At 65.9% G+C, this 24,657-nt stretch carries 23 protein-coding genes; 1 reads left to right on the top strand and 22 read right to left on the bottom strand.

Features of this window, described 5'->3' with window-relative positions:
• The first annotated feature begins 104 nt into the window (after positions 1 to 104).
• Positions 105 to 1,331 (top strand): NAD(P)/FAD-dependent oxidoreductase, encoded by a 1,227-nt coding sequence (locus ACP16H_RS12350; protein ID WP_425072606.1) that lies wholly within the window; start codon positions 105 to 107, stop codon positions 1,329 to 1,331.
• Between the two features lie 5 nt (positions 1,332 to 1,336).
• On the opposite strand, the gene murD is transcribed toward ACP16H_RS12350, so the two are convergent.
• From murD to ACP16H_RS12240, 22 genes are all read right to left on the bottom strand, one after another.
• On the bottom strand, positions 1,337 to 2,731 hold the full coding sequence (murD, locus tag ACP16H_RS12345) for a UDP-N-acetylmuramoyl-L-alanine--D-glutamate ligase (protein ID WP_425072605.1): 1,395 nt from the start codon (positions 2,729 to 2,731) through the stop codon (positions 1,337 to 1,339).
• Positions 2,732 to 2,800: 69 nt separating this feature from the next.
• Positions 2,801 to 3,883, bottom strand: a complete 1,083-nt coding sequence (gene mraY / locus ACP16H_RS12340; protein ID WP_425072604.1) for a phospho-N-acetylmuramoyl-pentapeptide-transferase — start codon at positions 3,881 to 3,883, stop codon at positions 2,801 to 2,803.
• Positions 3,884 to 3,895: 12 nt separating this feature from the next.
• Entirely contained in the window at positions 3,896 to 5,332 is a 1,437-nt protein-coding gene (locus tag ACP16H_RS12335; RefSeq protein ID WP_425072603.1) for a UDP-N-acetylmuramoyl-tripeptide--D-alanyl-D-alanine ligase, read from the bottom strand.
• Complete coding sequence (locus tag ACP16H_RS12330) at positions 5,329 to 6,810, bottom strand: UDP-N-acetylmuramoyl-L-alanyl-D-glutamate--2,6-diaminopimelate ligase (protein WP_425072602.1); 1,482 nt, start codon at positions 6,808 to 6,810, stop codon at positions 5,329 to 5,331. Before ACP16H_RS12330 ends, ACP16H_RS12335 begins: the two co-directional genes overlap by 4 nt.
• 42 nt (positions 6,811 to 6,852) lie before the next feature.
• On the bottom strand, positions 6,853 to 8,649 hold the full coding sequence (locus ACP16H_RS12325; RefSeq protein WP_425072601.1) for a peptidoglycan D,D-transpeptidase FtsI family protein: 1,797 nt from the start codon (positions 8,647 to 8,649) through the stop codon (positions 6,853 to 6,855).
• Positions 8,646 to 8,993, bottom strand: a complete 348-nt coding sequence (ftsL, locus tag ACP16H_RS12320; RefSeq protein WP_425072600.1) for a cell division protein FtsL — start codon at positions 8,991 to 8,993, stop codon at positions 8,646 to 8,648. The genes ACP16H_RS12325 and ftsL overlap by 4 nt, the downstream gene beginning before the upstream one ends.
• Position 8,994: 1 nt before the next feature.
• Positions 8,995 to 9,984: a 16S rRNA (cytosine(1402)-N(4))-methyltransferase RsmH gene (rsmH, locus tag ACP16H_RS12315; RefSeq protein WP_425072599.1), complete on the bottom strand. Its 990-nt coding sequence runs from the start codon at positions 9,982 to 9,984 to the stop codon at positions 8,995 to 8,997.
• Entirely contained in the window at positions 9,985 to 10,491 is a 507-nt protein-coding gene (gene mraZ, locus ACP16H_RS12310; protein ID WP_425072598.1) for a division/cell wall cluster transcriptional repressor MraZ, read from the bottom strand.
• A gap of 834 nt (positions 10,492 to 11,325) precedes the next feature.
• On the bottom strand, positions 11,326 to 12,033 hold the full coding sequence (locus ACP16H_RS12305; RefSeq protein WP_425072597.1) for a hypothetical protein: 708 nt from the start codon (positions 12,031 to 12,033) through the stop codon (positions 11,326 to 11,328).
• Complete coding sequence (locus tag ACP16H_RS12300) at positions 12,030 to 14,513, bottom strand: hypothetical protein (protein WP_425072596.1); 2,484 nt, start codon at positions 14,511 to 14,513, stop codon at positions 12,030 to 12,032. The genes ACP16H_RS12305 and ACP16H_RS12300 overlap by 4 nt, the downstream gene beginning before the upstream one ends.
• 12 nt (positions 14,514 to 14,525) lie before the next feature.
• Positions 14,526 to 17,786, bottom strand: coding sequence for a TipJ family phage tail tip protein (gene gpJ / locus ACP16H_RS12295; protein ID WP_425072595.1), 3,261 nt, complete (start codon positions 17,784 to 17,786; stop codon positions 14,526 to 14,528).
• A complete protein-coding gene (locus ACP16H_RS12290) occupies positions 17,783 to 18,190 on the bottom strand; it encodes an NlpC/P60 family protein (protein WP_425072594.1) in 408 nt (135 codons plus the stop codon). The genes gpJ and ACP16H_RS12290 overlap by 4 nt, the downstream gene beginning before the upstream one ends.
• Positions 18,187 to 18,723, bottom strand: a complete 537-nt coding sequence (locus ACP16H_RS12285; protein WP_425072593.1) for a hypothetical protein — start codon at positions 18,721 to 18,723, stop codon at positions 18,187 to 18,189. Before ACP16H_RS12285 ends, ACP16H_RS12290 begins: the two co-directional genes overlap by 4 nt.
• On the bottom strand, positions 18,720 to 19,145 hold the full coding sequence (locus tag ACP16H_RS12280; protein WP_425072592.1) for a hypothetical protein: 426 nt from the start codon (positions 19,143 to 19,145) through the stop codon (positions 18,720 to 18,722). The genes ACP16H_RS12285 and ACP16H_RS12280 overlap by 4 nt, the downstream gene beginning before the upstream one ends.
• Positions 19,142 to 21,754 (bottom strand): phage tail length tape measure family protein, encoded by a 2,613-nt coding sequence (locus ACP16H_RS12275; protein WP_425072591.1) that lies wholly within the window; start codon positions 21,752 to 21,754, stop codon positions 19,142 to 19,144. The genes ACP16H_RS12280 and ACP16H_RS12275 overlap by 4 nt, the downstream gene beginning before the upstream one ends.
• Position 21,755: 1 nt before the next feature.
• Positions 21,756 to 22,070, bottom strand: a complete 315-nt coding sequence (locus ACP16H_RS12270) for a DUF1799 domain-containing protein (RefSeq protein ID WP_425072590.1) — start codon at positions 22,068 to 22,070, stop codon at positions 21,756 to 21,758.
• A 50-nt stretch (positions 22,071 to 22,120) separates the two neighbouring features.
• Positions 22,121 to 22,420 carry a hypothetical protein gene (locus tag ACP16H_RS12265; protein WP_425072589.1) on the bottom strand — a complete coding sequence of 100 codons (300 nt, stop codon included), beginning with the start codon at positions 22,418 to 22,420 and terminating at the stop codon, positions 22,121 to 22,123.
• Between the two features lie 12 nt (positions 22,421 to 22,432).
• Positions 22,433 to 23,362, bottom strand: a complete 930-nt coding sequence (locus ACP16H_RS12260) for a phage tail tube protein (protein WP_425072588.1) — start codon at positions 23,360 to 23,362, stop codon at positions 22,433 to 22,435.
• A gap of 3 nt (positions 23,363 to 23,365) precedes the next feature.
• Positions 23,366 to 23,530 (bottom strand): hypothetical protein, encoded by a 165-nt coding sequence (locus ACP16H_RS12255; RefSeq protein WP_425072587.1) that lies wholly within the window; start codon positions 23,528 to 23,530, stop codon positions 23,366 to 23,368.
• On the bottom strand, positions 23,527 to 23,955 hold the full coding sequence (locus ACP16H_RS12250) for a phage tail terminator protein (RefSeq protein WP_425072586.1): 429 nt from the start codon (positions 23,953 to 23,955) through the stop codon (positions 23,527 to 23,529). The genes ACP16H_RS12255 and ACP16H_RS12250 overlap by 4 nt, the downstream gene beginning before the upstream one ends.
• The gene (locus tag ACP16H_RS12245; RefSeq protein ID WP_425072585.1) at positions 23,955 to 24,377 is read right to left on the bottom strand and encodes a gp436 family protein; all 423 of its coding nucleotides are present in this window, start codon (positions 24,375 to 24,377) and stop codon (positions 23,955 to 23,957) included. Before ACP16H_RS12245 ends, ACP16H_RS12250 begins: the two co-directional genes overlap by 1 nt.
• A 4-nt stretch (positions 24,378 to 24,381) precedes the next feature.
• Entirely contained in the window at positions 24,382 to 24,582 is a 201-nt protein-coding gene (locus ACP16H_RS12240) for a hypothetical protein (protein ID WP_425072584.1), read from the bottom strand.
• Positions 24,583 to 24,657 lie beyond the last annotated feature (75 nt).

Genomic DNA, 24,657 nt, shown 5'->3' with positions numbered 1-24,657 from the left:
ACTTGCTCCTCATCTCTTTTTTTCTGTGGGTCCCCGGGGGGGGGCCCCCCGCCCCCCGCCGGGGGGCTTTGCCCCCCGGACCCCCCAAGGGTATTTTCATCAAGATGAAGCAGGGAGCGCGGCGCGTCTTGTCTGACAGGGTTTATCAATTCCGAACGATCATTCTCGGTGCCGGTGCGGCCGGGATGATGGCGGCGGCACATGCCGGTCCCGGCGTCCTGTTGGTCGACCATGCCCGCGCACCCGGTGAGAAGATCCGTATCTCTGGCGGCGGCCGCTGCAATTTCACGAATATGGATGTGGGCGCCAACAATTACCTGTCGGAAAACCCTCATTTCTGCAAATCCGCTCTGGCGCGATACTCGCAATGGGACTTCATCGAAATGGTGTCCCGACATGGCATCGCATGGCACGAGAAGACGCTTGGCCAATTGTTCTGCGACGGGAAGGCCACTCAGATTGTCGACATGCTGCAAGCCGAGATGGCCAAGGCGGTGGCCGAGGTATGGCTGCAGACACGGGTCGTCGACCTGCGTCATGCGGACGGGCGCTTTGATTTGCGGTTGGACCGGGAGGGCCGGACATTCGATGTCTCCGCAGAGAACCTTGTACTGGCAACGGGTGGAAAATCGATCCCCAAGATGGGCGCCACCGGCCTTGCCTACGAGATCGCGCGCCAGTTCGGCCATGACGTGACCGACACGCGCGCGGCGCTGGTGCCTTTTACCTTCGACAAGGGGCGTTTCGCCGATCTGGCCGGGGTCTCGCTGCCCTCTGCGCTTTCCAACGAGCGGGCGCGCTTTTCCGAGGGGCTGCTGTTCACCCATCGTGGATTGTCCGGGCCTGCCGTGCTTCAGTTGTCCAGCTATTGGCTGGAGGGGGAAGAGATCGTGGTCGACCTGCTTCCGGGCGTCGACTGTATCGGCGCCTTGAAATCGGCGAGGCAAGCGCAGGGGCGGCGGTCCCTCACCACCGAACTGGGACATATGATGCCGGGCAAGGTGGTGAGCTTCCTCGGCCAGCATATGGATTTCAAAGGAAACCTCGCCGATCTTTCCGACCAGCGGATCGCCGCGTTGTCCGATGCCCTGCACCACTGGCGGCTGAAGCCCACGGGAACCGAAGGCTATCGCACCGCCGAAGTCACGCTGGGCGGGATATCCACGTCAGGTCTGGACAGCAAAACGCTGATGTCAAAGCACCTTCCCGGATTGTTCGCCATCGGAGAGGCCGTGGATGTCACCGGCTGGCTCGGCGGCTACAACTTTCAATGGGCGTGGTCGTCCGGAGTTGCCGCCGGACAGGCCATCATCGCGCGCCACGACGGTTGATCCGCTCAGGCCAGCCCGGCCTGAACACAGGCGACAAAATCCTCGCCGCGCTTTTCGAAGTTGTCATACTGGTCAAAGCTGGCTGCGGCCGGAGCGAGAAGAACAACCTCGCCCGGCTGCGCCTCGGCCATGGCGCGCTCGACCGCGACGGCCATGGTGCCGCACAGCTCCGCCTCGATCCCCGGCAGGCCCAGGGCAAAGGCCTCGGGCTCCCGACCGATGACATAAGCCTTGGCCACATGGGGCAGCCCCGGCGCCAGCGCCTCCAGCCCGCCTTCCTTCATCAGACCGCCGCAGACCCAGCGGATGCGGTCGAAGGCCAAAAGCGCCTTCAGCGCCGAATCCACGTTGGTCGCCTTTGAATCGTTGACGAAAACCACGCCATCACGCTCTGCAATCCGTTGCGACCGGTGCGGCAGACCGCCAAAGCTGCGCAGGCCCTCTTCGATCTCGCGCGGGCCAAGACCCAGCGACCGGCAGGCCCCCCAGGCGGCGCAGGCGTTCTGGTGGTTGTGGGCCCCGGGCAGCCCCGACACCTCGCGCAGATCGACCGAAGCCACCTGCCGCCCCTTGCGCCATTCGCTGAGGAACCCCTTGCGGGCGAAGACCATCCAGCCCGGCCCAGTCAGTTTGGACGTGGCCACCCGGATCACACGGTCGTCGCCGCGCCCCTCGGACAGCTGGTTCGCGAGGAATTGTCCCTCGACCTCATCCACACCGATCACGCAGCGGTCAGGCCCACCCTCGGCAAAGAGCCGTCGCTTGGCCGCGAAATATCCGCCTTTGCCACCATGCCGGTCCAGATGATCCGGCGACAGGTTGGTAAAGACCCCCACATCCGGCGCCAGCGACCGCGCCAGTTCGGTCTGGTAAGACGACAGCTCCAGCACGACAAAGCCACCGTCGCCCGGCGGGTCGATGTCCAGCACGCCGCGCCCGATGTTGCCCGCCAACTGGCTTTCGCGGCCAGCACTGGAAAGGATGTGGTGGATCAGCGCCGAGGTCGTGGACTTGCCGTTGGAACCGGTGATCGCAACGACCTTCGGCGGTGTATCAAAACTGTCGTAGCCCGCGCCAAGCGACCGGAAGAACAGCCCGATATCGTTATCCACAGGAACACCGGCCTGCAATGCCTTGGCAATGACGGGATTTGGCGTCGGATAGAGATGCGGAATGCCCGGCGAGGTCACGAGGCAAGCCACATCGTCGAACGCCCCGTCGCGGGTCAGTACGCGCGCCTCGAAACCCTCGGCCTCGGCCTTTTCCCGAGCGGCGGGCGTGTCGTCCCAGACCACCACCCGTGCGCCGCCCTCGCGCAGGGCCCGCGCCGCTGCAAGGCCGGATCTTCCCAGCCCCAGCACCGCAACCGTTGCGCCTTCGAACCCCTGAACCGGTATCATTGCCTTGCCCCCTTCGCACAGACGGCCCGGACCGAGGTCCAGGCCGCTAAGAACCAATGTCTTTCCGCCTCAGCGGACCTTCAGTGTCGCCAGTCCGATGATCGCCAGGATCAGCGAGATGATCCAGAAGCGGATCACGATGGTCGGCTCGGCCCAGCCCTTCTTTTCATAGTGATGATGGATCGGCGCCATCAAGAAGACCCGTTTGCCGGTCCGCTTGAAATAGGCCACCTGGATGATGACCGACAGCGCTTCGACCACGAAAAGCCCGCCGACGATACCCAACACGATCTCGTGCTTCGTGGCCACCGCGATGGCGCCCAATGCGCCCCCCAGGGCCAGCGATCCCGTGTCCCCCATGAACACCGCTGCGGGCGGCGCGTTGTACCACAGGAACCCCAACCCGCCCCCGGCCACGCCTGCGGCAAAGATCAGGATTTCCCCGGTGCCCGGCACGTAATGCAGCCCGAGGTAATCGGTAAAGTCGACCCGTCCGACGGCGTAGGCGATTACACCCAGCGTCGAGGTCGCGATCATCACGGGCATGATGGCCAGACCGTCCAGGCCATCCGTCAGGTTCACTGCATTGGCGGCGCCGACGATGACGAACATCGCAAAGGGAATGAACAGGAAGGAGATGTTGATCAGCGTGTCCTTGAAGATCGGCAACGCCAGTTGGTAGGTCAGTTCGGCAGGGTGATACTGCGCCGCCCAGAACCCGGCGATGCCCGCGATGATGAAACCCAGCAAAAGCCGGACCTTGCCCGGCACACCTGCGGTATTCTGCTTGCTGACCTTGGCGTAATCATCGGCAAACCCGATGGCGGCAAAGGCCATGGTGACAAAGAGCACCATCCAGACGAACGGGTTGTCGAGCCGCGCCCAGAGCAGGGTCGACGTCACCAAAGCGCCGATGATAAGCAGACCGCCCATGGTCGGTGTGCCCGCCTTGACAAAATGGCCTTCCGGACCGTCGGACCGGATGGGCTGCCCCTTGCCCTGCTTCTTGCGCAGCACGTTGATCAGCGGCAAGCCGAAGAGGAATCCGAACACCAGCGCGGTCAGGAAAGCCCCGCCCGCACGGAAGGTTATATATCGGAAAAGATTGAAAAAATCCCCACCGTCACTCAGCTCGGTCAGCCAGTAAAGCATCCGCCTGTCCTCTTACCCGTCCACGTCCGCCGGGGCTTGGCGCATTTTCCGAATGGCGTCAACCACGCGCCCCAGCCCCATGCTTAACGACCCCTTGGCCAGCACAACATCGCCGGCATCGAGGTCATGCATCACCCGTTCCGCCATCTTGTCGCTGGTCTCTGTCCAGTGCCCGCGCTTTTCGAGAGGCAGCTTCGCCCAAAGGTTCCGCATGAGCGGGCCGACGCAGTGCACGATGTCGATCTTCGCCATATGCGGGCTGTCGGCCAGCGCCTCGTGAAGCGCGACCTCGCCCTGCCCGAGTTCCTTCATGTCCCCCAGGTAGGCAACACGACGCCCCTTGTCATGCCGGCCCACGTGGTCCACCACATGCGCCGCGGCCAGCACTTCCAAGGACGCTCCCAGCGAAGCAGGGTTGGAATTGTACGCATCGTCAATCAGTTCCAGCGACAACCTCTCATCGACACGGTCCAACTGGATGCGCTCGCGCAGGCCCCGCCCCGCCCCCGCCTGCCATTGACCCAAAGCCGCCAGAGCCAGCGCCCGGTCCAGCTTCAGCGCCGCGACGACGGCCAGAACGCCCATGCCGTTCACCGCGAAATGCCGCCCCGGCACCATGACCTTGTACAGGATCGGCGTCCGCCAAGCCTGACCTTTGACCACCGTGCAGGCATCCTGAACCCGGACTTCGGTGACGCGGTGATGGTTGCCCTTGGCCTCGCCGAAAGACAGCAGCTTGGTCGCGTATCGCAAAGCCGCCTCGCGCAGGATGGGGCTGACGGGCAGGTCTCCGTTGTAGACAGCCACGCCGCCCGGCTCCAACCCTTCGAAAATGCTTGCCTTTTCACGGGCGATGCCTTCGAGGCTCTCGAAGGCGGCCAGATGCGCGGGGGCCACGATGGTGACCATCGCCACGTGTGGCCGCGCCATCTTTGCCAGTGGCGCGATCTCGCCGGGGTGGTTCATGCCGATCTCGATGACCGCGAAATCGCGATCCGCAGGCATCCGTGCCAGCGTCAGCGGCACACCCCAATGATTGTTGTAGGATTTTTCGGCTGCATGAACGGAGCCCTGCGCACCCAGCACCGTTCGCAGCATCTCCTTGGTCGAGGTCTTGCCGACCGAACCCGTGACCGCGACCACGCGGCCTTTGAACCGCGCGCGCCCTGCTTCACCCAAGGCTTCAAGACCGGCCTGCACATCATCGACCAGCAACAGCTTCTCGGCGTTATCCACGCCCTCGGGAATGCGCGATACCAGCGCCGCGGCCGCACCATTGGCCAAGGCCTGCGCCACGAAGTCATGGCCATCCCGCGCGGCCTTCAGCGCCACGAACAGGTCGCCCGGCTCCAGCGTCCGCGTGTCGATCGACACGCCGTTCGCCACCCAGTCGGATCCGACCTTGCCGCCGGTTGCCGCCGCTGCGTCCTTTGCCGTCCAGAGCATCACAGGCCCTTCCCGTCCAGCGCCGCCACCGCCACGCTGGCTTGTTCAACATCATCAAAGGGATAGACTGTCTCGCCGACCGTCTGTCCGGTCTCGTGGCCCTTGCCACAGATCAACAGGGCGTCGCCCGGCCCCAAGGCATCGACGCCGCGAAGGATGGCCTCGGCCCGATCCGCCACCTCGATGGCTTCGGGGGCGCCCTCCAGCACCATGGCTCGGATGCTGCCCGGCTCCTCGGAACGCGGGTTGTCGTCCGTCACGATCACCGTATCGGCGAACTCCGCCGCCGCAGCGCCCATCAGGGGCCGCTTGCCCGTGTCACGGTCGCCGCCGGCACCGATGATCGCCACGAGACGCCCCATCACATGCGGACGCAACGCCTTGATCGCGGTCGCCACGGCGTCCGGTGTATGGGCATAATCAACGAAGACCGCCGCACCATTGTCACGCGTCGCCGCCAGCTGCATACGGCCCCGCACCGTCCCAAGCATCGGAAGAATATCGAAAACATCGTCCGGATCTGCGCCACAGGCGATCACAAGGCCCGCTGCCAGCAGCACGTTCTCCGCCTGGAAACCGCCGATCAGCGCCAGTCGCTCCTGCCGCACTTCGCCTTCAAAGCTGATCCGGATCTCCTGTCCGGTTGCGTCGAACCGCTGCGCCTCGAGGCAGAGGTCCGCGCCATGGCGTCCGACGGTCAGCACCTCCTGCCCGCGCGCCGTGGCGATGGCCACCACATCGACGCCGCGCGGGTCGTCGACGTTAACCACGGCAACGCCGTCCTCCGGCAGCACCCGGGCGAAAAGCCCCGCCTTCGCGGCAAAGTAGTCGTCAAAGCTCGTGTGATAGTCGAGGTGGTCCTGGCTGAAATTGGTGAACCCCGCCGCCACCAGCTGCACACCATCCAGACGGCGCTGCGCCAGACCATGCGAGGAGGCCTCCATCGCCGCATGGGTCACCCCGGCCTCTGCCGCGCCGGCCAGCATCCGATGCAGCGTGATCGGCTCGGGCGTCGTGTGCCGCAGCGGTGCGGTCCAGTCGCCCTCCACACCCGTCGTCCCAAGGTTCACCGCGCGCAGTCCCAACTCCTGCCAGATCTGCCGACAAAAGGTCGAAACGGAAGTTTTGCCATTCGTCCCGGTGACCGCCACCATCGTGTCGGGCTGGCTGCCGAACCAAAGCGCCGAGGTAAAGGCCAAAGCCTGCCGCGGGTCCTCGGCCACCACGAGGGCCACGCCGGAGCCGTCGATCACATCCGCCGCCAGCTTTGCGCCGACCGCATCGGTCAGTACAGCGACCGCACCCTGCCGCACCGCAAATTCGATGAATTCCGCCCCGTGGATACGCACGCCGGGCAGCGCCGCAAACAGATACCCGTCCTTCACCTCGCGCGAGTCGACGGCAAGCCCCGTCACCATCATGTCCCGACCACCCCGGGCGGTCAGGCCGAGGTCTTTCAGGCTCTTGGGTTGGGAAGTCATGCGCAGGCGCCCCTTTGGTCAGTCTTGCCCCGCGGAAATCACTCAGTCCGAGGCACTCATGGTCACGTCCAATTGCCCCGTTTCGTACTGGGGACGCAAGCCCAAGAGCGGCGCGATCCTGCCGATCATCTCGGCCGCCACCGGCACCGCCGTCCAGCCCGCCGTGCGACGCGGCTTTGGCCCGGAGGTTTCGACAGCCTCGTCCAGCGTCACGACCAGCACGTACTTCGGATCATTCGTCGGGAACACCGAAGCGAAGGTGTTGATGTTCTTGTCCTTGTAGTAGCCGCCCCCGCGTTCCTTGGGCTTTTCCGCCGTGCCGGTCTTGCCGCCGACGCTGTACCCGGGAACGTCACCGAAAGAGGCCGTTCCATCCTCGTGGCTGACCACCTGCCTCAGCATGTTCAACGCGTCCCGCGCCACGCGCTCGCTCAGGATGACATCCTGGTAACGCGGTCCAGGCTGCTTCAGCAGCGTCGGCTTGACGATGTGGCCGCCATTGGCAATGGCTGCGTAGGCCGTCGCCAGATGCAGAGGCGTGGTTGAAATGCCGTGCCCATAAGAAATCGTGACCGTCGACAGGTCCCCCCATCGCGCCGGGATCAGCGGCTTGCCACCCATGGCTTCGGTGATCTCGAGCGGTGTCGGATCGAAAAGGCCCATCGCCTTCAGGAAGTCCTTCTGTCGCTCCGCGCCGATTGCGAGGGCCAGCTTGCCGGTGCCCCGGTTCGAGGATTTGATGATGATCTTTTCGACAGAGATCGCGCCGTAGTTGTGGTTGTCGAATTCACCGATACGGTGTCCACCCACCTTGAACGGCGGCGAGGTGTCGATCACCGTCTGAGGGTTCACCAGTCCAAGCTGCATCGCCTGCGCGGCGGCAAAGATCTTGAACGTGGAGCCAAGCTCGTAGACACCCTGCACGGCACGGTTGAACAGAGGGCTGTCCGAGGGGCTCCCCTGGGTCGGCGGGCTGGGCCGGTCGTTCGGATCGAAATCCGGCAGCGAGACGATGGAAATCACCTCTCCCGTGTGCACATCCATCAGCACCGAAGCCGCGCCCTTGGCGTTCATCAGCTTCATCCCGGCGTCGAGAACTTCCTCTGCAGCGGCCTGCACCGTCAGGTCGATCGACAGGGACAGCGGAACACCTTCGCGGGCGGGATCACGCAACTCCTTGTCAAAGAAACGCTCGATCCCCGCCGTCCCGATGACCTCGGCGGAATGCACCCCTTCGGCACCGAACGAAGACCCGCCCAGAACGTGGGACAGGATGGGACCATTCGGGTAAAGCCGCATTTCGCGCGGTCCGAACAGCAGCCCCGGCTCACCGATGTCATGCACGGCCTGCATCTGCTCGGGGCTGAGTTTCTTTCGCACCCACAAGAACTTGCGCTTCGGGTCGGTGAACCGCTTCTTCAGGTCTTCGCCGTCGATGTCCGGGAAAATTTCCGCCAGCCGCTCTGCCGCGCGCTCGGGTTCGATCATCTGCTGAGGATGCGCGTACAGCGAATGGGTCGTCATATTGGTCGCAAGGATGCGGCCATGACGATCGGTGATGTCCGCCCGGCTCGCAATGATCGACGCGCCTGAGGCCTGCGCTCTCGGTTCGCGCGGCTCGGAGGCGGACAACATCCCCATCCGCGCACCGATGACGGCATAAGCACAGAAGAACATCATGGCGAGAACCAGCAGCCGACCCTCGGCGCGCAGCCGCATCTTGTCGCGCATCTCTTCATGGCGGAGGCGGCGGTTTTCCTTCTCGATGGCGTCCGGGTCTTCACCCTTTTTGCGTGCATCGAGGATTCGGGCCAAGGGACGCAGAGGGATACGGGTCATGGATTGGTCGCTCCACGGCTGGTGACTTCGACGCTGTCGCTGATCTCCAGCTCCGGGGGCAGCGGATAGGCGACCTGATCGATCGATCCGAACTGGTCGGGGCGCAGAGGAATCAACCCCAGCTTGTCAAAGTTCATCTGCGCCAGGTCGCGCAGGCGATCCGGGCGGTTCAGGTAGGCCCACTCCGCCCGCAGGATCGCCAACCGCTCGCGCGCGCCGGAAATCTCGGCCCGCAAACCGTCGGCCCGGTCCAGCTCGTCCTGGGTGCGATAGTTTTCGCGATACGCCCAGTAACCGGACCCGATCACCGCAAGCGCCGACAGGAGGAACAACAAGGTCCGCATCTTACTTTCCCCTCAACATGGGCATCGAGATTTCTTCGGGTGTCACGTCCGAGGCCGACACATCGGTGCGTCGCGCCACGCGCAACTTGGCCGAACGCGACCTTGGGTTGCGCGCCAGCTCCTCGGCATCAGGCCCCACCGCCTTGCGCGTCAGGATTTCGAACGGTGCCTCGGACGCCTCGACCTCACTCGCGTAACGGTTGACGTGCTTCTTCTTTTCGCCATGCAACTGAAAGAACCGTTTGACCATCCGATCCTCGACCGAATGAAAGGTCACGACGGCCAGCTTGCCGCCCGGCTTCAGCACGCGCTCGGCGGCCATCAGCCCCTGCCACAGCGCTTCGTATTCCCCGTTCACCGCGATGCGCAAAGCCTGAAAGGACCGCGTCGCCGCGTGCGCCTGCCCCGGCTTCGTCCGCCCCAGCACGCGCTCGATCATTTCCGCCAGCGGCAGAGTGCGCGTAAACGGGCGATCCTGCACCATGGCGCGGGCCAACCTGCGCGACTGGCGCTCTTCACCGTATACATAAAGAACGTCTGCCAGAGCCTCTTCGGACAAGGAGTTTACCAGATCGGCCGCCGTCGGCCCCTCCTGCCCCATCCGCATGTCCAGCGGGCCGTCCCGCATGAAGGAAAAGCCGCGCTCGGCAAGATCCAACTGCATGGACGACACGCCAAGATCCAGCACGACGCCATCCACGGCCTCGGCCACACGATCCATATTCGAGAAATTTTCCTGAACAAGAGAGATCGCAGGCCAGTCTCCCAGCCACTCCGCCGCCATCTCATGCGCCAGCGGATCGCGGTCGATACCGATGACTTTCTCGGCCCCTGCCTCGATCAGACCGCGCGAATAGCCACCGTTGCCAAAGGTCCCGTCGATCCAGACGCCTTCGACCGGCGCAACTTCACGCAGAAGCGGTTCCAGCAGGACGGGAATGTGCGGAGCCTCCCCGCCCTCCGGCCCTGGGGTGCGTCCGGCGGCCGCCATTCAGAACCCCTCCTCGTCCAGAAGTTGCACGGGATCGAAATCTTCCGGCAGGTCGTCGAGGTATTCCTCGGCCTTCGCCAACTCTTCCTGCTCGTAGACGGTCGGCTCCCAGATCTGGAAGGTGTCGACGTTCGACGCAAAATACGCCTCGCCGTCGATGCCGATCTTCTGACGCAGTTTCGCCGGCAGCACGATGCGGCCGGTTTCATCCACGGAGGTGGTCATCGACTGGGTGGAAAACAGGCGCTCTAGCAGGCGGCGCTTCTGCGAACCGCGCGGCATCTCGGCGATGCGGTCCTCGACCGCCTCCATCTCCTGAATGGTGTAGCATTCCAGGAACTTGCGACGGTGGTCGCCGTAGACGATGACGAAATTCGGATTCAGGCCCTCGGTCCAGTCCGGGTCGCCCTGCTCGAGGACACGGCGAAACGAGGCCGGGATAGACACCCGCCCCTTGCCGTCCACCTTGTGACGGCTTTCACCTCTGAACCTCAGCCTGCGGCTCACTGTCCCTCGGCCTCCAAACCCCAGGTTTAAAACGTAAAAACGGCGGGTTGATCTGCTGCCATTGATCAACCCGCCGCTGACCCGCATCGCGGGTGTCTCCGACTGCGCGCGCCACCTGGGGGGATGTCTGCTCGCCCGCGCGCCGGATCTCTGTGTTCACGATGAAAGCGAGCGCCTGTATGAAACCTGCTCTTGTTGTTGTTTTGAGTTCGGTTGGGATCGTTCGTTGTCCCGTCTGCCCGTCTCATCGTGTGAGTTAGGTTTGGCATGGGAATTCATGGTAATCAACAGAATTCTGCGGGACGTCGGCCCCGCATCTGGTTTCAGAGCGCCCTGAAAAACAAGATATTGAGGCAGAAACGGGGCAACTTCAGGCCTATCTGGTGTCCAATGCCCGCATAAGCACCAGATATACACCACCTGAGGTGGTCCAAATTTTTCCCACGAAATCCCGAAAATCTTCACTACGGGCCCTGGGCAGCGGCGTCGCCCACCTCGAAGCACCGGAACATGCAACGAACATCACTGTGCAAGCCACGGAATACCCCTCATTTAGAGAGTTATCCACAGGGAATCATCCCCGCTCGCGCCTCCGTGATTCGGATCAGCGCCTTTTGGCCGAGTCTGTCCCATCCAGTCCCATGCCGCGTCCCATGCGATCCCATGGGACGTTCCACGCATTCCCGTCCCATGAATTCCTGTAGCGTGACGCGATTTTTTGCAGTCAGTTACACGATCTTTTACAGCAACGCTGTTTCGGATACTGGCCGACCTCAACCGGTCAACCCTTCGAACCGGCCACTGACCGAAGACCATTAAAGGCCCCTTCAACGGTCAGGCAATCCCCCACGTCGTTTTGATTTCCGCCATGAGGGACGCCATGCGCTCCGGCCGGCGACGCAGCAGATCGACAGGCCCCGCGTAGATCGCGAAGACCGTCCCGACGAAACGGCTGTCGATGCCCGTCCAGAAGGCATCGCCAATCCAAAGCTCCGGGCTGGTCTGGGCGTAATAGTTCGGGCGGTTGAGTTGCACGCCATCGACAAAGGCCTGCCCGTTGGTCGATGCCGCCAGGTGCCGACCATGGCTGTCAACGATGCCCGATAGTAATTGCGGACCCGATCGACCGCCAAACGTCGCGGCTGAGGCCAGACCGTTGACCTGCCGATTGCGCGGCACACCGTTGCTGAAATACACCGCCCAGTTGTTGTCTCGCGCCGTGGCGCCCCCTGCGCCCATGAGGCCGATGTCCTGCGACCCGGTCGTGGTCGTATGTTCGACGACCGCGCAGAAGGTCATTTCCCCCAGCAGCATGGAGCGGCAGGAGAGTGTGGCGTTGTTGTTAAGCACCATGCCCTCGTATCCCGAGGCGCTGGAAAAGGTCGGATCGCCGGATGCACCATCATCGTACACGGGGAGGTAGGGCGCGCGGTTGAACTCGGTCTGCAAGTTGGCGAACGCCTTGCTGCCCGCGTCGTAGTTCGCGGCGGTGAACTCGTACCAATGCGACAGCCAGGGGTATTTTTTTGGGTTCACGGTCACAGCGAAACCTCCTTCGGGCAGAGCCAGTTGTAGAGCGGGGTGCCATCGTACAGGGCGACGGCGGTATCGCTATCGCGCAGGCACCCACGCGCCCCGCCGAATGTCGGATTGGGGACACCGGGGCCGCCCTTGTAGGCAAGCGACTGCATCGCATAGCGCAGCGTCGCGGGCGTGCCGGATGCCACGGTGACAGTCACGTCACACAGCCCCCCGACCGTCGCGCCGATGATCACCGACGAAATCGTCAGCGCCGTGCCGCCGCTGTCGAACACCTCGAAACCAAGGCTGCCGGGGTTGTCGATCAGAACAGTGTCCGACACCAGATCACCGACAGGCGCGTGGATGGTGACCGTGATGTCAGACCCCGCCACCGATGCCGACCGGATGTTGCAGTGTTCCCACGTCAGGCCATCCGCAATGAGCTTGCCGACCTTGCCGAACATCTCGCCGCGCAGGCGGCGCTCACGGCTGTCCGTGTGCACGGCGTCCTCTGTGGGCCACTGGTAGGTCGGACCGGCGCAGTGGATACTGTCGTTTTCCTCGGCGATCACCGACTGCGCCTGCATGATCGCACGGGTCTGTGCGTATTGCGTTGTAGTCGTCCCGGCGTAACCCGAGTTGTTCATGACTTCGGTGATGTGGGGCACCAGCGGCACAGCGTATCCCCACGCCGCCGATGCAAGGTCGGTGCGATATCGCTGCAAATCAAGGACAGCCTGCTTCCAGACCTCGGGGTCTGTGCCGATTGCGGCGTCTGCGTGGCCTTGGGTGAAGATCGAGAACGGCCAAACGGGCTCTTTGCCTTCCGCCCGTACCAGCGCGCCGAATTGAACAAGCATCAGCGCCTCAGACGTCAGGTGGATGCCCTCGCCAGACAGGGACGCGACGGTCTGCGACCCCTGCCCGACGTACCAGGACACGGTGTCTACGTTTTGCATCCACCACGCGCAGCCGGTGCACAGGCTCTCTTTGCCGCCGTCGTCGTCATATTCCGCCAGCGGCACCAGAGACGTCAGGCGGTCCATGTAGATGTTGTGCCCGCCGTTCGCGGATGTATCGGCCACAAGGGCGCTGGGGAACCCGTTGGGCGTGCTGACGAAATGCGGCCAGACGCCCGATGCAAACATCCGGGCCTTGGCGGGCGCGGACGTGGAAACGCGGCTATTGCCACGCGGCACGCCTTCGGACTGCCCGTCGTGGCCCATCAGGGCGACCGTTTGCCCGCGCAGGATGCGGTTTTGAAGTTCCAGGCCGTCGAGCCTCAGGATCATCGCTTCGAAAGTCGTGCCCCCGGCGCTGAGCACCCCGGACACCGCGAGGTTTTCCGCCGCGGCACTACCGGTCAAGTTGACATCAGCTATGGGCGCATCGGCCTTCAACTGCTGCCAAAGCTCCGTCGAACCCGGATCATCAAAAACACGGAATGAAACGTAGGAAACATCGCCGCCCGTCACGGCGTAGCGATCACCTGCGGTCAACGCCGCCTCTGCCGTGGACACCGCCGCCGCGAGCGTGGTGGCGTTGTAGTAGTTCCCCGCCGCAGCCACGGCGGCCAGCGCGACATCACGCGCGCCCTGCGATAGGACCCGGGCCTCATCCGATGCGGACTGAGCCGCCGCAGCTTTGGCAGCGTGGTGCAACGCCGAGAATTGATCGGTTTCGACCTCGACATCCTCACCCTGTTCAGCCCACGATCGGGCCTGGTCGCGGTACTGCAAAGCGAGTGTCGCATTGCCTTCGCTGTCAGCACGTTCAGCGTGTTCACCGGCCAGAATGCGGTCCGCCTCTGCAGCTTGAGCTGCGTCCTCGGCTCTCTGCACAGCCGCCGCCGTGGTCACGCCAGGGGCCAGACGGTACTGCTCGCCGTCCCAGCGAAACTCGATGATCTGACCAGGCAGCAGGTTGCCCGCTTCCAGCGCCCCGCCGGCGCTGGTGACCAGGGCGCGGGCCGTGCCCCCGTCGATGCCGATCGTGACCGCGCCGGTGTTGGCCGTCACCACGGGCAAAACGAACTTCGCGGCGTAGGGCGCCTTGGCATAGGTCCGGTCGGAGGTGGCCGAGATGGCGTTGCCGGTGCCGGTCGCCGTCAGCAGCACGTCCGAGGCCGCCGCGCCGTACTCGCCCACGCGCAGCCAGCGGCCCCAGGCGGCGCGGTAGCTGTAGCGCCCGGCATTGGGGACCAGCGCGCCATCGTAACCGGTGGCCGTGGCCTGCTGGTGAAAGCCCTCGTCCGACAGCGGGACATCGGCGGCCGTGCCGTCTGCGCTGGTGGTCCTCGCCGCCAGGTCCCCCCAGGACGCGGCCGCAAGGACCCCGCCGGTGATCGCGCCGCGCAGCGCCGCGAATTCCTCCGCGATCGGGCCGACGCCGATCATCTGCAAGGCCGCCGTGTCCCGTTCCACTCTGCCAAAGGTGTTGTCCTGTATGCCCAGCAGGAAATCAGCGCCTGCGAGTATCGGTTTGTTCGTGACTGCCCCCATGTCAGGACCTCCTCAGATGATCCGCGCGGGCACGGGCCCGGCGGGAATGTTTGCTGTTCCATCCGCATCGACCGGCGCGACGTAGTAGTCGAAGTGCCCCTGGGGCGCCGATGTCGCGGATGCGCGGTAAAGCTGGATCGCCGTGACCGTGGCATCGCAGTCGGCGCTCCACTCGATCTCGAAGCGGTCGTTGCCAGTGACGGCATCCAGAGCGAACAGGTGCGCGCCATCGGCGGTGATCGCGGCCGCGGCGACCTCGGTGCCCCCGGCCAGGCGCACGGTCACGCTGCCCGCGGTGCGTCCGGACAGGACGATCTCGCCCCGGTAGGTGCTGCCAGCGGTGATCGCCAGGTCGACCGACATCAGGCCGACCTGGCCGGGGTCATTGGATGCACTGCCGCCGGTCACGGTGACGTCGGTCGCATCCCAGGCGGCGCTCGACAGGTCGCCGGACGGGAAGATCCCGACGCGGGTCGCGTCGCCGTCCACCAGCGTCACGCTCGATGCGCTGGCGACGCTGTGCGGCGTGCCGATCGCGTGGGCGGCCGTGTCCAGGGCAACGCCCGACGGTGCGCGGAACAGCTGCACCTCGGCGGTGTCCGCTGCCGTCGCCAGCGCGACCTGGGCGTGGCCCAGCGTGCCGACCGCCGTGATGCTTTCCGGCGACAGCAGCGTCGGCAGGGTGACGGCCCCGGCCACGTCAAAGCTGACCACGGCGCTAGCAACGCTGGGATCGCCAAAGACCGAGATGGCCGTGGCGAAGATCTCGATCGAACTGCCCAGCGGGTAGCCCAGGCGCATGACGCCCGAGGTTCCTGCCAGGTCATCCACGGTGAAGAACGGCGCCCCGACGACGCGGTGACTGACCTCGATGCGCGTGACCGGCACAGCGTTGCCCGACGGCATCGACACCGGCACGGCGATCAGCGCCGCGGCCACACCGGAATAGTCGTACTCGGCAGGTTCCAGCGCGATCTGCCCGATCACCGGGGTGGACGGCGTGCCACTGGTCGACACCGCGTCGCCTGCGATGCTGACCCAGGCGGGCGGTACCTCGGCGTCGGTCAGGGCCTCGATCTGGTGCGCGGCGGGCTGCAGTGTCAGGCGATAGGCCATGTCCTCGGCGGGCTCGACCGAGGTGATCTTGCAGCGCAGGTGCAGCTGATTGGCGGGGCCGAAGGTCACCGCCGCGTTCAGGGGCGGCACGTCGCTGCCCTCGTCCAGCAGCAGCATGCGGGTCTCGCCCGCGATGGTCCGGACGCTGGCCATCACCGACCCGCCGACGGTGTCGGTCTCGTCGTAGAACTGCCAGTTCAAGACGTATTGAACACCCTCTTCCATGAGCACCGGCGCATCGAGCGTCACGACGCGACCTTCGACCTTGCGGACCCGCGCCGCCATCTGAACGCTCTTGAGGATGTCGCAGCTCAGGTTGACCTCGTCGCCGCGCGTGGCATGCCGCACCTCGCCCGACTGGATGGCGGTGTAGGTGTCGGCGCGATGGATCAGCTCGTATTGTTCCCGGCGCGTCTCGACCCAGATTTGCGCGGGATCGGTCACACCGTCCTGCGGCCATTCCTCGAAGGTCTGCGGTTCGCCGGTGAACCCCGGCATGGGCACGATGCGCTCGGCGTTTTCCCAGCCGTTCGTCTCGTCCCGGAACGTGACCTTGAAGGCATCGGGCAGCTTGTTGCGGTAGCTGCGCGACCAGGTGATCGATGACGCGTGCAGCGGGCTGATGGTGTCGACGACATCGTCCTGCGGGCGGTCGATGACGACGCCCCAGCCTTCGCCGTCGCGCCGCCAGGTCGAGCGGGCGGCGCTGAGGATGGAATGCAGGACCTCGCCCATGGTCTCCTCACCGCTCAGGATGCGGTCGTATTTCAGGCCCTTGACTGCCGCGAACTCGTGCAGATCCGCCAACTCGTCGAGGTGGATCTCGCTTTCGGACACCGGAAAGGCCCCCGCAGCGCTTTGCAGCACGGCAAGGGCGATGGACGCCGGGTTGCGGCTCAGACCTTCCACCCAGCTTGTGCCGTTCCAGACCGGCACGTAGCGCTCGACCACGCCGTTCAGCGCATCCAGCACGCCACTGGCCCGGGCCGAGGCCTTGATGCGGACCTCGGTCTCGGCCAGCGGCTTGGGGAATTGCTTGGGCCGCTTTTCGCGGATCCCGGCAAAGGACCAGACAAAGGTGGTGTTCGTCGTCTGCAGCCCGGTACCACCGTTCACGGCTTCGACCTTCACTTCCCAGGTGCCCCTGACCGGCACGCGCCATTCGTGCTGCCGGAAAAAGCCGCTGCGGGTCGCCGCTTCGACGCCCAGGTCCGTGACATGCTGCCAGTCAGGCTGCCCAGACTGACGGTGCCAGATGCGGATGGTGATGAAGGCGTATTTTACGCTCTGGTTTTCCTTGAGGTAGAACACCCCCTGCGGGAACTGGAAGATCACGCGCAGGCGGTCGATCTGGCGCGGCGATGCCCAGGTCTCGCTGTTGACGTTGGCCGGCCATTGCAGCTCGACCCCGACGTTGTCCTGCAGCACCTGCTCGTTCGTCATCGGCAGGACCGGATCGCCCGGCGTGCCCTCGTTGGTGTGGACCACCACGTCGCCGAACTCGTGCAGCGGGGTGTCCTTCAGCTTCAGGTCGGTGATGCGCAGGCGGCCATGGCCCCACAGGAACCGCCCGTACTGGTAGAGCTCGCCGTTGATCACCTCGAAGTAGGGCCGCGACGCGAACAGCGGCGCCATGCGGATGCGCCCGACCGGAAAGGGGATGGCCTCGCCCGGGTTCGCCTGGTTCTGCCAGCCATCGACCTGGTAAAGCTCCTCGGCCTCGGGCAGGTCCTTGCGCTTGGGGGGTTTCGGGATCAGCGAGTTGGCCAATGCCGCCCCGGCAAAGGACAGGCCCAGCGTGACGATCGAGGATCCGGCGACGCTGGCGATGGTGAAGGCGGCATTCAGGCCGACGCCCATCTGCAAGAGCGGGTTCAGCAGCGCCACGCCGATCGAATAGGGATCGCCCGGAACGAAGCGGACGCAGACCAGCGCGCCGCGCTTCGGTCGGACGCGGGCCCAGCGCTCCATCGGCACGACGGCGGCATCGTCCGGGCCACCGATGGTCACCCGCACCCGGGCGCGATCCGTGTCGGACAGGTCCGGCAGCACGCGGGCCACGATCTCGGCCACGGTCAGGCACTCGCCCTCTGCCAGGTCGAAACGCTGGCGGCGCAGGTCGGGCACCATGGCATCGGACAACAGGACGCGGGTCATGTCATCAGCTCCTCGTGGCGCCAGGCACCGACGCGGCGGCATGCCCAGGACGGGTCCGACAGGCGCGCGATCTTCGCGACGTCGCTGTGCGAATGGATCATCCGGCGCGCGTCGATCGCGACGCCGATGTGGCTGGCGTGGCCGGCCATGCGGAACAGCAGCCAGTCAAACGGGCGGATGTCCTCGACCCGGTGCCACGGTCCCACCTGCGCCCCGTCCAGGATCAGCGAGGCCAGCTCGACCCGCTCGGCGTCCCCGACGTAGCTTTCGGTAAAGGACGGCACCTCGATCGAGCATTCCTCGCGCAGGATCAGACGGCCCAGGCCGTAGCAATCCGCGCCGGTGAAATCGCGGCCCATCTCGACATGCGGGATGCCGACGTATCGCGACGCCCAGCCGGTCATCGGTAGAGCCCCGGGAAATTGCGCGGCGTCATGCGATCCGCCGGGAAGGTCTCCAGGTCGATGGCGGGATAGGTCAGCACCAGGTCGACGCTGCCGCCGTTGGACAGGTCGGCCTCGGCGGTCTGCAGTTCCAGCCCCAGGTGTTCCTCCTCGGGCCGGTCCAGACGGCAGCTCATCACCTGGGCAATGTTGCAGACCGCACCCGAGGTGAAGGACTGCAGCACGTCGAGGATCGAACTGTGCACCAGGCCCAGCGACAGCCGCACCTCGGGCATCACGTCCTCGGCCGAGCCGGGCCATTCCAGGCTTGCGGTGACAAAGCGCCAGTGATCGGTCTCGGTATCCGCGCCGCGCCAGCCGGACCGCGTGCCGTAGAACAGCGGATCGGTGGACAGGCGCTCGGTGGTATCGGTGGACAGGCGCAGCGGCGCATCCAGGTTGGGATGCGTGAACTCCATCAGGTAGAGCACGCGGGTCGATGTGTCCTGGCCGTCGAAATGGCGGCGCCCGGGAAGGGAGACCTGGCGGCTCATGGCATCACCCAGACGTCAAATCGGATGGTGAAGGTCACGCCCTTCCAGTCGCCTTCCTCGGGCAGCGTGTCGGCCCAGCAGCACAGAAGCATCGCCTCGTCGGTCCAGGGCTCGCCGTCCTCGAAGGTCAGCGGCTCGAAGCTCTCGTCCAGCAGCGGCCAGTCCTGGCGCGTCGGATCGGGCATCCAGAAATAGGCGGTCCCGTGGGCGCAATCGTCTTCGAAGAAGCGGTCGAACACTTCCTTCAGCGGCTGGGTCACCGTGACGCCCACGCTCATCAGCTTGGCCTGCAAGGTCAGGCGGCGCTGGTAGCCCGGTGCGCCGGCATCGGTCAGGCGGCGACGGCGCGTATCGGGACGCCGCAGGCCGTGAGTGTCGCGGCGCGGTGCGGGCAGGATGCTGGGCCAAGTGGGATGTGTCATCGGCGCGGCCCCCTCGGGCCAAGTTTGTGCTGCTTCGCCCAGCGCGCCGCGGTCCCGCCGCGCGTCTGCATTGCCCCGCCGACTGCATCCGCCGTCTCGAGACGGAACAGGCGGCGACCCTGGGCATCGGTGCCGTCGTCATGGGCCTCCATCGGCTCGCCGTTGTTGTTCACGACAAAGCTGACCTGCGCCGGGCCCCAGCCCGAAGCACCGCCCCCCGCCACGGCCCCGCCATTGGCAAAGAACGGCAGCGGCGCGTTCGAGTTGATCGCTTCCAGCAGCGCCCGGTGGCGGGCGGTGGCATGGGCGTTGACGACAAACTCGCCCGGGCTCTTGCGATAGGGACCGCTGGCCGTGCTCCAGCCGAGGATCAGGTCATCACGCGATCCGCCCGGCCCGTAGGTCATGCCGCCATCGGCACGGCCCGGGAGCTTGCCGAACAGGCTGAAAAGCCCCCCGCCACCGCCGCCGCCAGTGAGCGAGCCGAACAGCGTCGGGATCAACCCGCGCCCGAACAGCCCTGCCGCCGGTCCGGTGCCCATGATGGCGGCGTCCTCGATCACGCTCAGGATCTTGTCGCCCAGCCGGTTCCAGACCTGGTAGGCCTCCTCGCCCTTGGCCCGCATCGCGGCCAGGCCGTCCTTCACCAGCGATCCGCTGAAGCTCTGGAGATCGTTGATGCGTTCCTGCTGGGCGCGCTCGGTCTGCATGGCCGCGATCTTCTCGCGCACCGCATCGACCTGCGCCTGGGTGGCCTTCGTCAGCGCCTCGGAATGGCGCAGCAGCTCCTGCTGGACCGGGTCGGTCTCGCGCAGGATCGCCAGGCGCTGGTCGTAGTCGCGCAGCAGTTCGGCGACCTCGTCTCGCTCCTGCCGGGTGCGGGACTTGCCGCCCTTGCGCCCGCCCTTGCCGCCCCCTGTGGCGCGTCCCAGTTTGGCTTGTTCCTTGGCATACTCGGCGGTCTTTTGGCGCAAGGTTTCGACGGCTTCAGCGTTGGCCACATATTCCGTGCGCTGTCGTTCCAGTCCTTGCTGAAGGATCGGATCGACACCCGAGGTATCACCCATTCGCATGTCGAACTGGGCACCGGCAATGGCACCGGCCTTGCCTACCGGATCGTTCCGGTAGTCCCAGGCGATCTGCGCTTGTTGCAGGTCAGCAATACCCTGCGCCCGCGCAGCGGCGAGGTTCGCAGCCAATTGCGACGCAGCATTTGCCGCTTCCCAGATGCCGCTGGCCACATCCACATTCGCCAGGGCAAGCTTCTCCTCGAATGCCCGGCGCAGCTCTTCCTTCAGGCTTTCCGAGACATCGAGCGTCCCCAGCGTCTCCTCGAAGACGGCGCGCTGCGCGGCCTGCTGGGCATCGAGGACTTGCACGCTGTCCTCGCCGTAGGTCAGCGCCAGCTCGCGCAGGGCGTTCTCGTCCTGCAGCGTGACCAGCATCTCCTGCGCGCCCTTCAGGGCGGCGTCGGACGCGGCGCGGCTGGCCTGGTAAGGCCCGTAGGCCTGCGCCATCTGCTGCTGGCGCGTGGTCTCGGCCAGTTGCCTCTCGCCCAGCACGCGGCTGCGGTAGTAGTTCGCCCAGGCGGCGCGGGCCTTGGCGGCTTCGCGCTCGGGGTCCGGTTCCTGCCCGCGCACTTCCAGCAGGCGCTCGATCAGCGCCTCGACTTGGGCGATGCGCTCGTTCTCGGCCGAGGTGATGCCGCCGGTCAGCTCGGCACCGGCCACCAGTGCCTCGCGCAGGCGGCGCGCGGCCGCGATCTGGTCATCTGTCGTACCCTGTGCGGCATCGCTCAGCTGGGCGTAGCTGGCCAGCACTTCGTTGATCGCGCGGCGACCATCGCGCACCGACTTGCCCAGCCCCAGCAGCGGCACGTTGAACAGCTCGGCCATGGTCTGCTGGTCGCCCACGTCCCACTTGGGCACGTCGAGCTCGGTCTCGTCCAGCAGCTGCTGGATCGCGGCCTGCATGCCCTGCTGCATGCCGCGCAGCGAGGTGTCGGAGAATTCTGCAAAGAAGGCGCGCGCCGCAGGGGCAGCGGCCTTGAACCGCTTCTCCAGCTCCTCGGTGGTGGCACCTGCCAGGTCGGCCCGCTCGCGGTAGGTCGAGATCTCGTCGCTGACCTCGACGATGCGGTCCTCGAAGCTCTTGGCCTCCTCGGCCGATCCCGTCAGCCATTGCGTCACGGCCGCGCCGGCCGCGATCGCGCCGATGGTGATCAGGCTGACCGGCGACAGCATCCCCATGAAGGCCGAGCCCAGTGCCTTGACCGCCTGTGCGGCGCCCATCGGGCCGATGACCTGGGTGATCTGGGTGCCCTGTTGAATGGCCAGTTGAAGGGGGTTCTGACCGGCCATCAGCATGACGCCGATGTCGTTGAACTGGGCGGTCAGGTTGCCGACGGACCCGGCGGCCAGCTGGTTCTGCTGGGCCAGCCGCCCGCTGTCCTCGGCAGCGCCGGACAGGGCGCGGCCCGCGTCGCGGCCCTGGCGGCCCATCCGCTCGGCGGCATCGCCCAGGCGGTCGGTCTCCGCAGTGGTCCTGCGCAGCTCGGCCTGTGCCTGCTTGCCGTCGGCGGTGATCCTGCCATGCAGCCGAAGCGCCATTTCAATCCCCGTTCAAGGCCGCGATGGCCCCCTGTTCAATGCCCTGGACCTCGGCCCAGAGCTGCGGTGTCATCTCGATCCCGGCGAGCCTGAGCCGGGCCTCGGCGGCCACCGGGTCCAGGCCCCGCACCCGCATCATCGGCGCGCCGTCCGGGCCGGTGACCTGCAGCACCCGCCACTGGTCGCCGATGGCAAGAAAGGCCTCGACGGCCGCGACGTGCTCGGGCCAGATGCCCGCGTCGTCATCGTGCCGATCGCTGAGCGCGTCCGGCGGAAGCCCCCAGAAGGTGGCTTCCTCGGCCTCGGCATCGTCCACGCGTCCCCCGGACCAGAGCGCACCCGAGACCGAGGCGCGCCCGGCCCATCTCAGTTTCCCAGCTTGCCGGTGATGACCGCCTGGTTGTACGCGCGCTGCAGTGCCAGCACGTCCGGCGCGCTGCCCAGCAGCTGCTCGCGGATCTCCGGCGTGAACTCGGCGGGGTTGCCGTCCTGGTCCTCGACTTCGACCCTGACCAGCGTGGCGCGCAGCGCGCTGCGGCCGCCGTCCTCGGGCAGGCTGGTCAGCTCGTCGTCGGGCAGGACGCGGAAGGTCACCGCAGCGGTCTGGCCGTCGACGAAGGTGGCGGTGGTGTTGAAGGTGCGTTCGGCAGCGATGCGCAGGGCCATGGGGATCTCCGATCAGGTGAAGGTCAGGGTGAACTGGTCATTGCCGGTGACCGGCATCGGTTTCATGTTCAGCGGCAGTTCCTTGATGCCCTGGGCCTCGGTCGGGGCGCCCGGCCGCAGCATCTGGCAGGCGGGCACGTCGATCGTGATGATCCGCCCCGCCGTCGCTTCGTGCTGCAGCACCAGCGCCGGTTCGGCCTGCGCCTCGGCCATGGCCCACGGGTTGAAGGTCGCCAGCGCCTCGGCCTCGATCTGCGCCTGGATCATCTCGGCGCGGTCGGTGATCATGATCTCGGTCTTGTTCGCCAGGAAGCGCGGCTCGACGGCGCAGGCCAGGTCCAGCGTGAAGCTGCGCAGGTAAAGCGGGGTGCCGCCGATGGTGAAGGTCGGCGTGTTCGCCTGCGTCACGGCCTTCGGCTTCAGCCAGGCCGACAGGTTCGGCGTCACCGGCGCGGCATCGGTCGGGATGCTGAAGAGCGAGGTGAAGGACCATTCCAGGATCGGCTCGGAGGATGCATTCGCCACCAGCTTGGCGGTGCCGCGCGACCCGGCGAAGAGGTAGAGGATGTTGTCGACGTTCAGCCAGAAGGTGGCGCTTTCCAGCGCGTCCGAGATCGGGTTGTAGACCACCGAGGTGCTGGCGGTGACGGTCTCGGCCATGCCCACGGCGCGCAGCAGCGGCGCCAAGGCCGGGGCCGTGCCGGCAGCGCCGGACCCGACCAGATCGGTCTGGAAGGTCAGCGTGGCGTGCTGGTCCACCGGCAGCGTCGCGCTGTTGCCCAGGCGCGAGGTCTCGTGGGCGAGATCCTTGTCGCTGCCCTCGGCGGGGTTGAAGCTGACATTCTTCGCCTGGACGGCGGTGCAGCTGCCGATGGCGACGGGCGTGCCGTAGGTGGTCTCGATGCCGGTCATCAGGACCTTCTTGCGCCAGTACTTTGCCATGGATCAGGCCTCCTTCTTGGCCGGCGCGGGGCGCGCGGCGGGTTGCGTGGGCGTGGCGGTCTGGGTCAGCTTGCCCTTGTCGGAAACGGTGTAGCTGCCACCGGACTGGGGCAGCGATCGGGGAACCGGGCGCGCCTCGGGCGCGGTCGCGGGTTTCTTCGCGGTCATGGGGTGGTCCTCAGTTGATCGTCGATTGCGAATTCGGTGATGACGCTCAGCACGCCGCGCGTGTCCGGAACAAAGCGCTGCCGGACGAAGGTGAAGACGCCGACCGTGTCACCTGGCGCCCATCCTGCGACGGCCTCGCGAAGGTCCTTCAGGTGATCTTCGATGCGCTCCAGGGCGCGCGTGCCACGGGCGTCCGTAGACTGCAGCATGGTGACCACCTGGACGCCGTCGCGGATCGCCTGGGTGAAGGCCCCGGTGGCGGCTTCGGCAGCACCGCCGACCACGTCACCGGGCAGCAGGAAGGTGTTCACGCCGCCCACCGGCTGCGTCCCGCTGCGCATCAGCGAGGACCAGTCGACAGCGGTCTTGATGGTCCCGCATTCCGGGACGCGCTGTTCCAGCCGTGCTTTGACCTCGTCGAGCATCAGATGAAGCCCTTCATCGTTTCGGCGGTGAAGTCACGATCGCGGTCGGTGACCTGTGCGCCACCAGCGCCGGTGCCCTCGGGCGTGACGCCCTGGGCGGTCAGCTGGATGGTGCCCTTCGCGATGTCGCGCAGCGCGGTCATCGCGTCGTTGTAGTCCTTGGCGATCTTGGGGTTCGGTTCGTAGACGTGCAGGTTGTAGATCGTGATCGCCCGCGCCAGCGCCGGGATCGGGTCCGGCACGCTGGCAAAGGGCAGCACGTAGCGCCCGGCGACAAAGCCGTTGATCAGCGCGTCGGTGTCGGCGATCGCGCGGTCGAGCACGTCGGTGTCGATCGCACCGGCGCCGCCACGATCGGTCAGATTGACCAGCAGCTCGGTGCCGAAACGGTCTTCGAGGTCGGCTTGCGTGGTGTAGGGCATCGGCTCAGACCTCCATCGCGCGGATCAGGATCAGCGCATGGCCGAGGCGCTCGGCGGCCAGCGGCTCCAGGGTGACATCGATGTTGCGCTGGCTGCTGACCACCTCGGCCGCGCGCAGGGCCTCGGCATTGTCCAGGCCCCAGGCCTCGGCCATCTCGACCAGGGCGGCCATCTGTCGGGAATTGATCTGACGCGGATTGGCCATCGGTCTCTCCTGGGAAAAGCCCGGCGGCGGTGAAGCCGCCGGGAAGTGCGAGGCGGCGAGGACATGCCGCCAGGC

This window comes from Sagittula sp. S175 (genome assembly GCF_049800975.1).
In the GTDB taxonomy this organism is placed as follows: domain Bacteria; phylum Pseudomonadota; class Alphaproteobacteria; order Rhodobacterales; family Rhodobacteraceae; genus Sagittula.
This window is presented reverse-complemented; position numbering and strand designations above follow the sequence as displayed.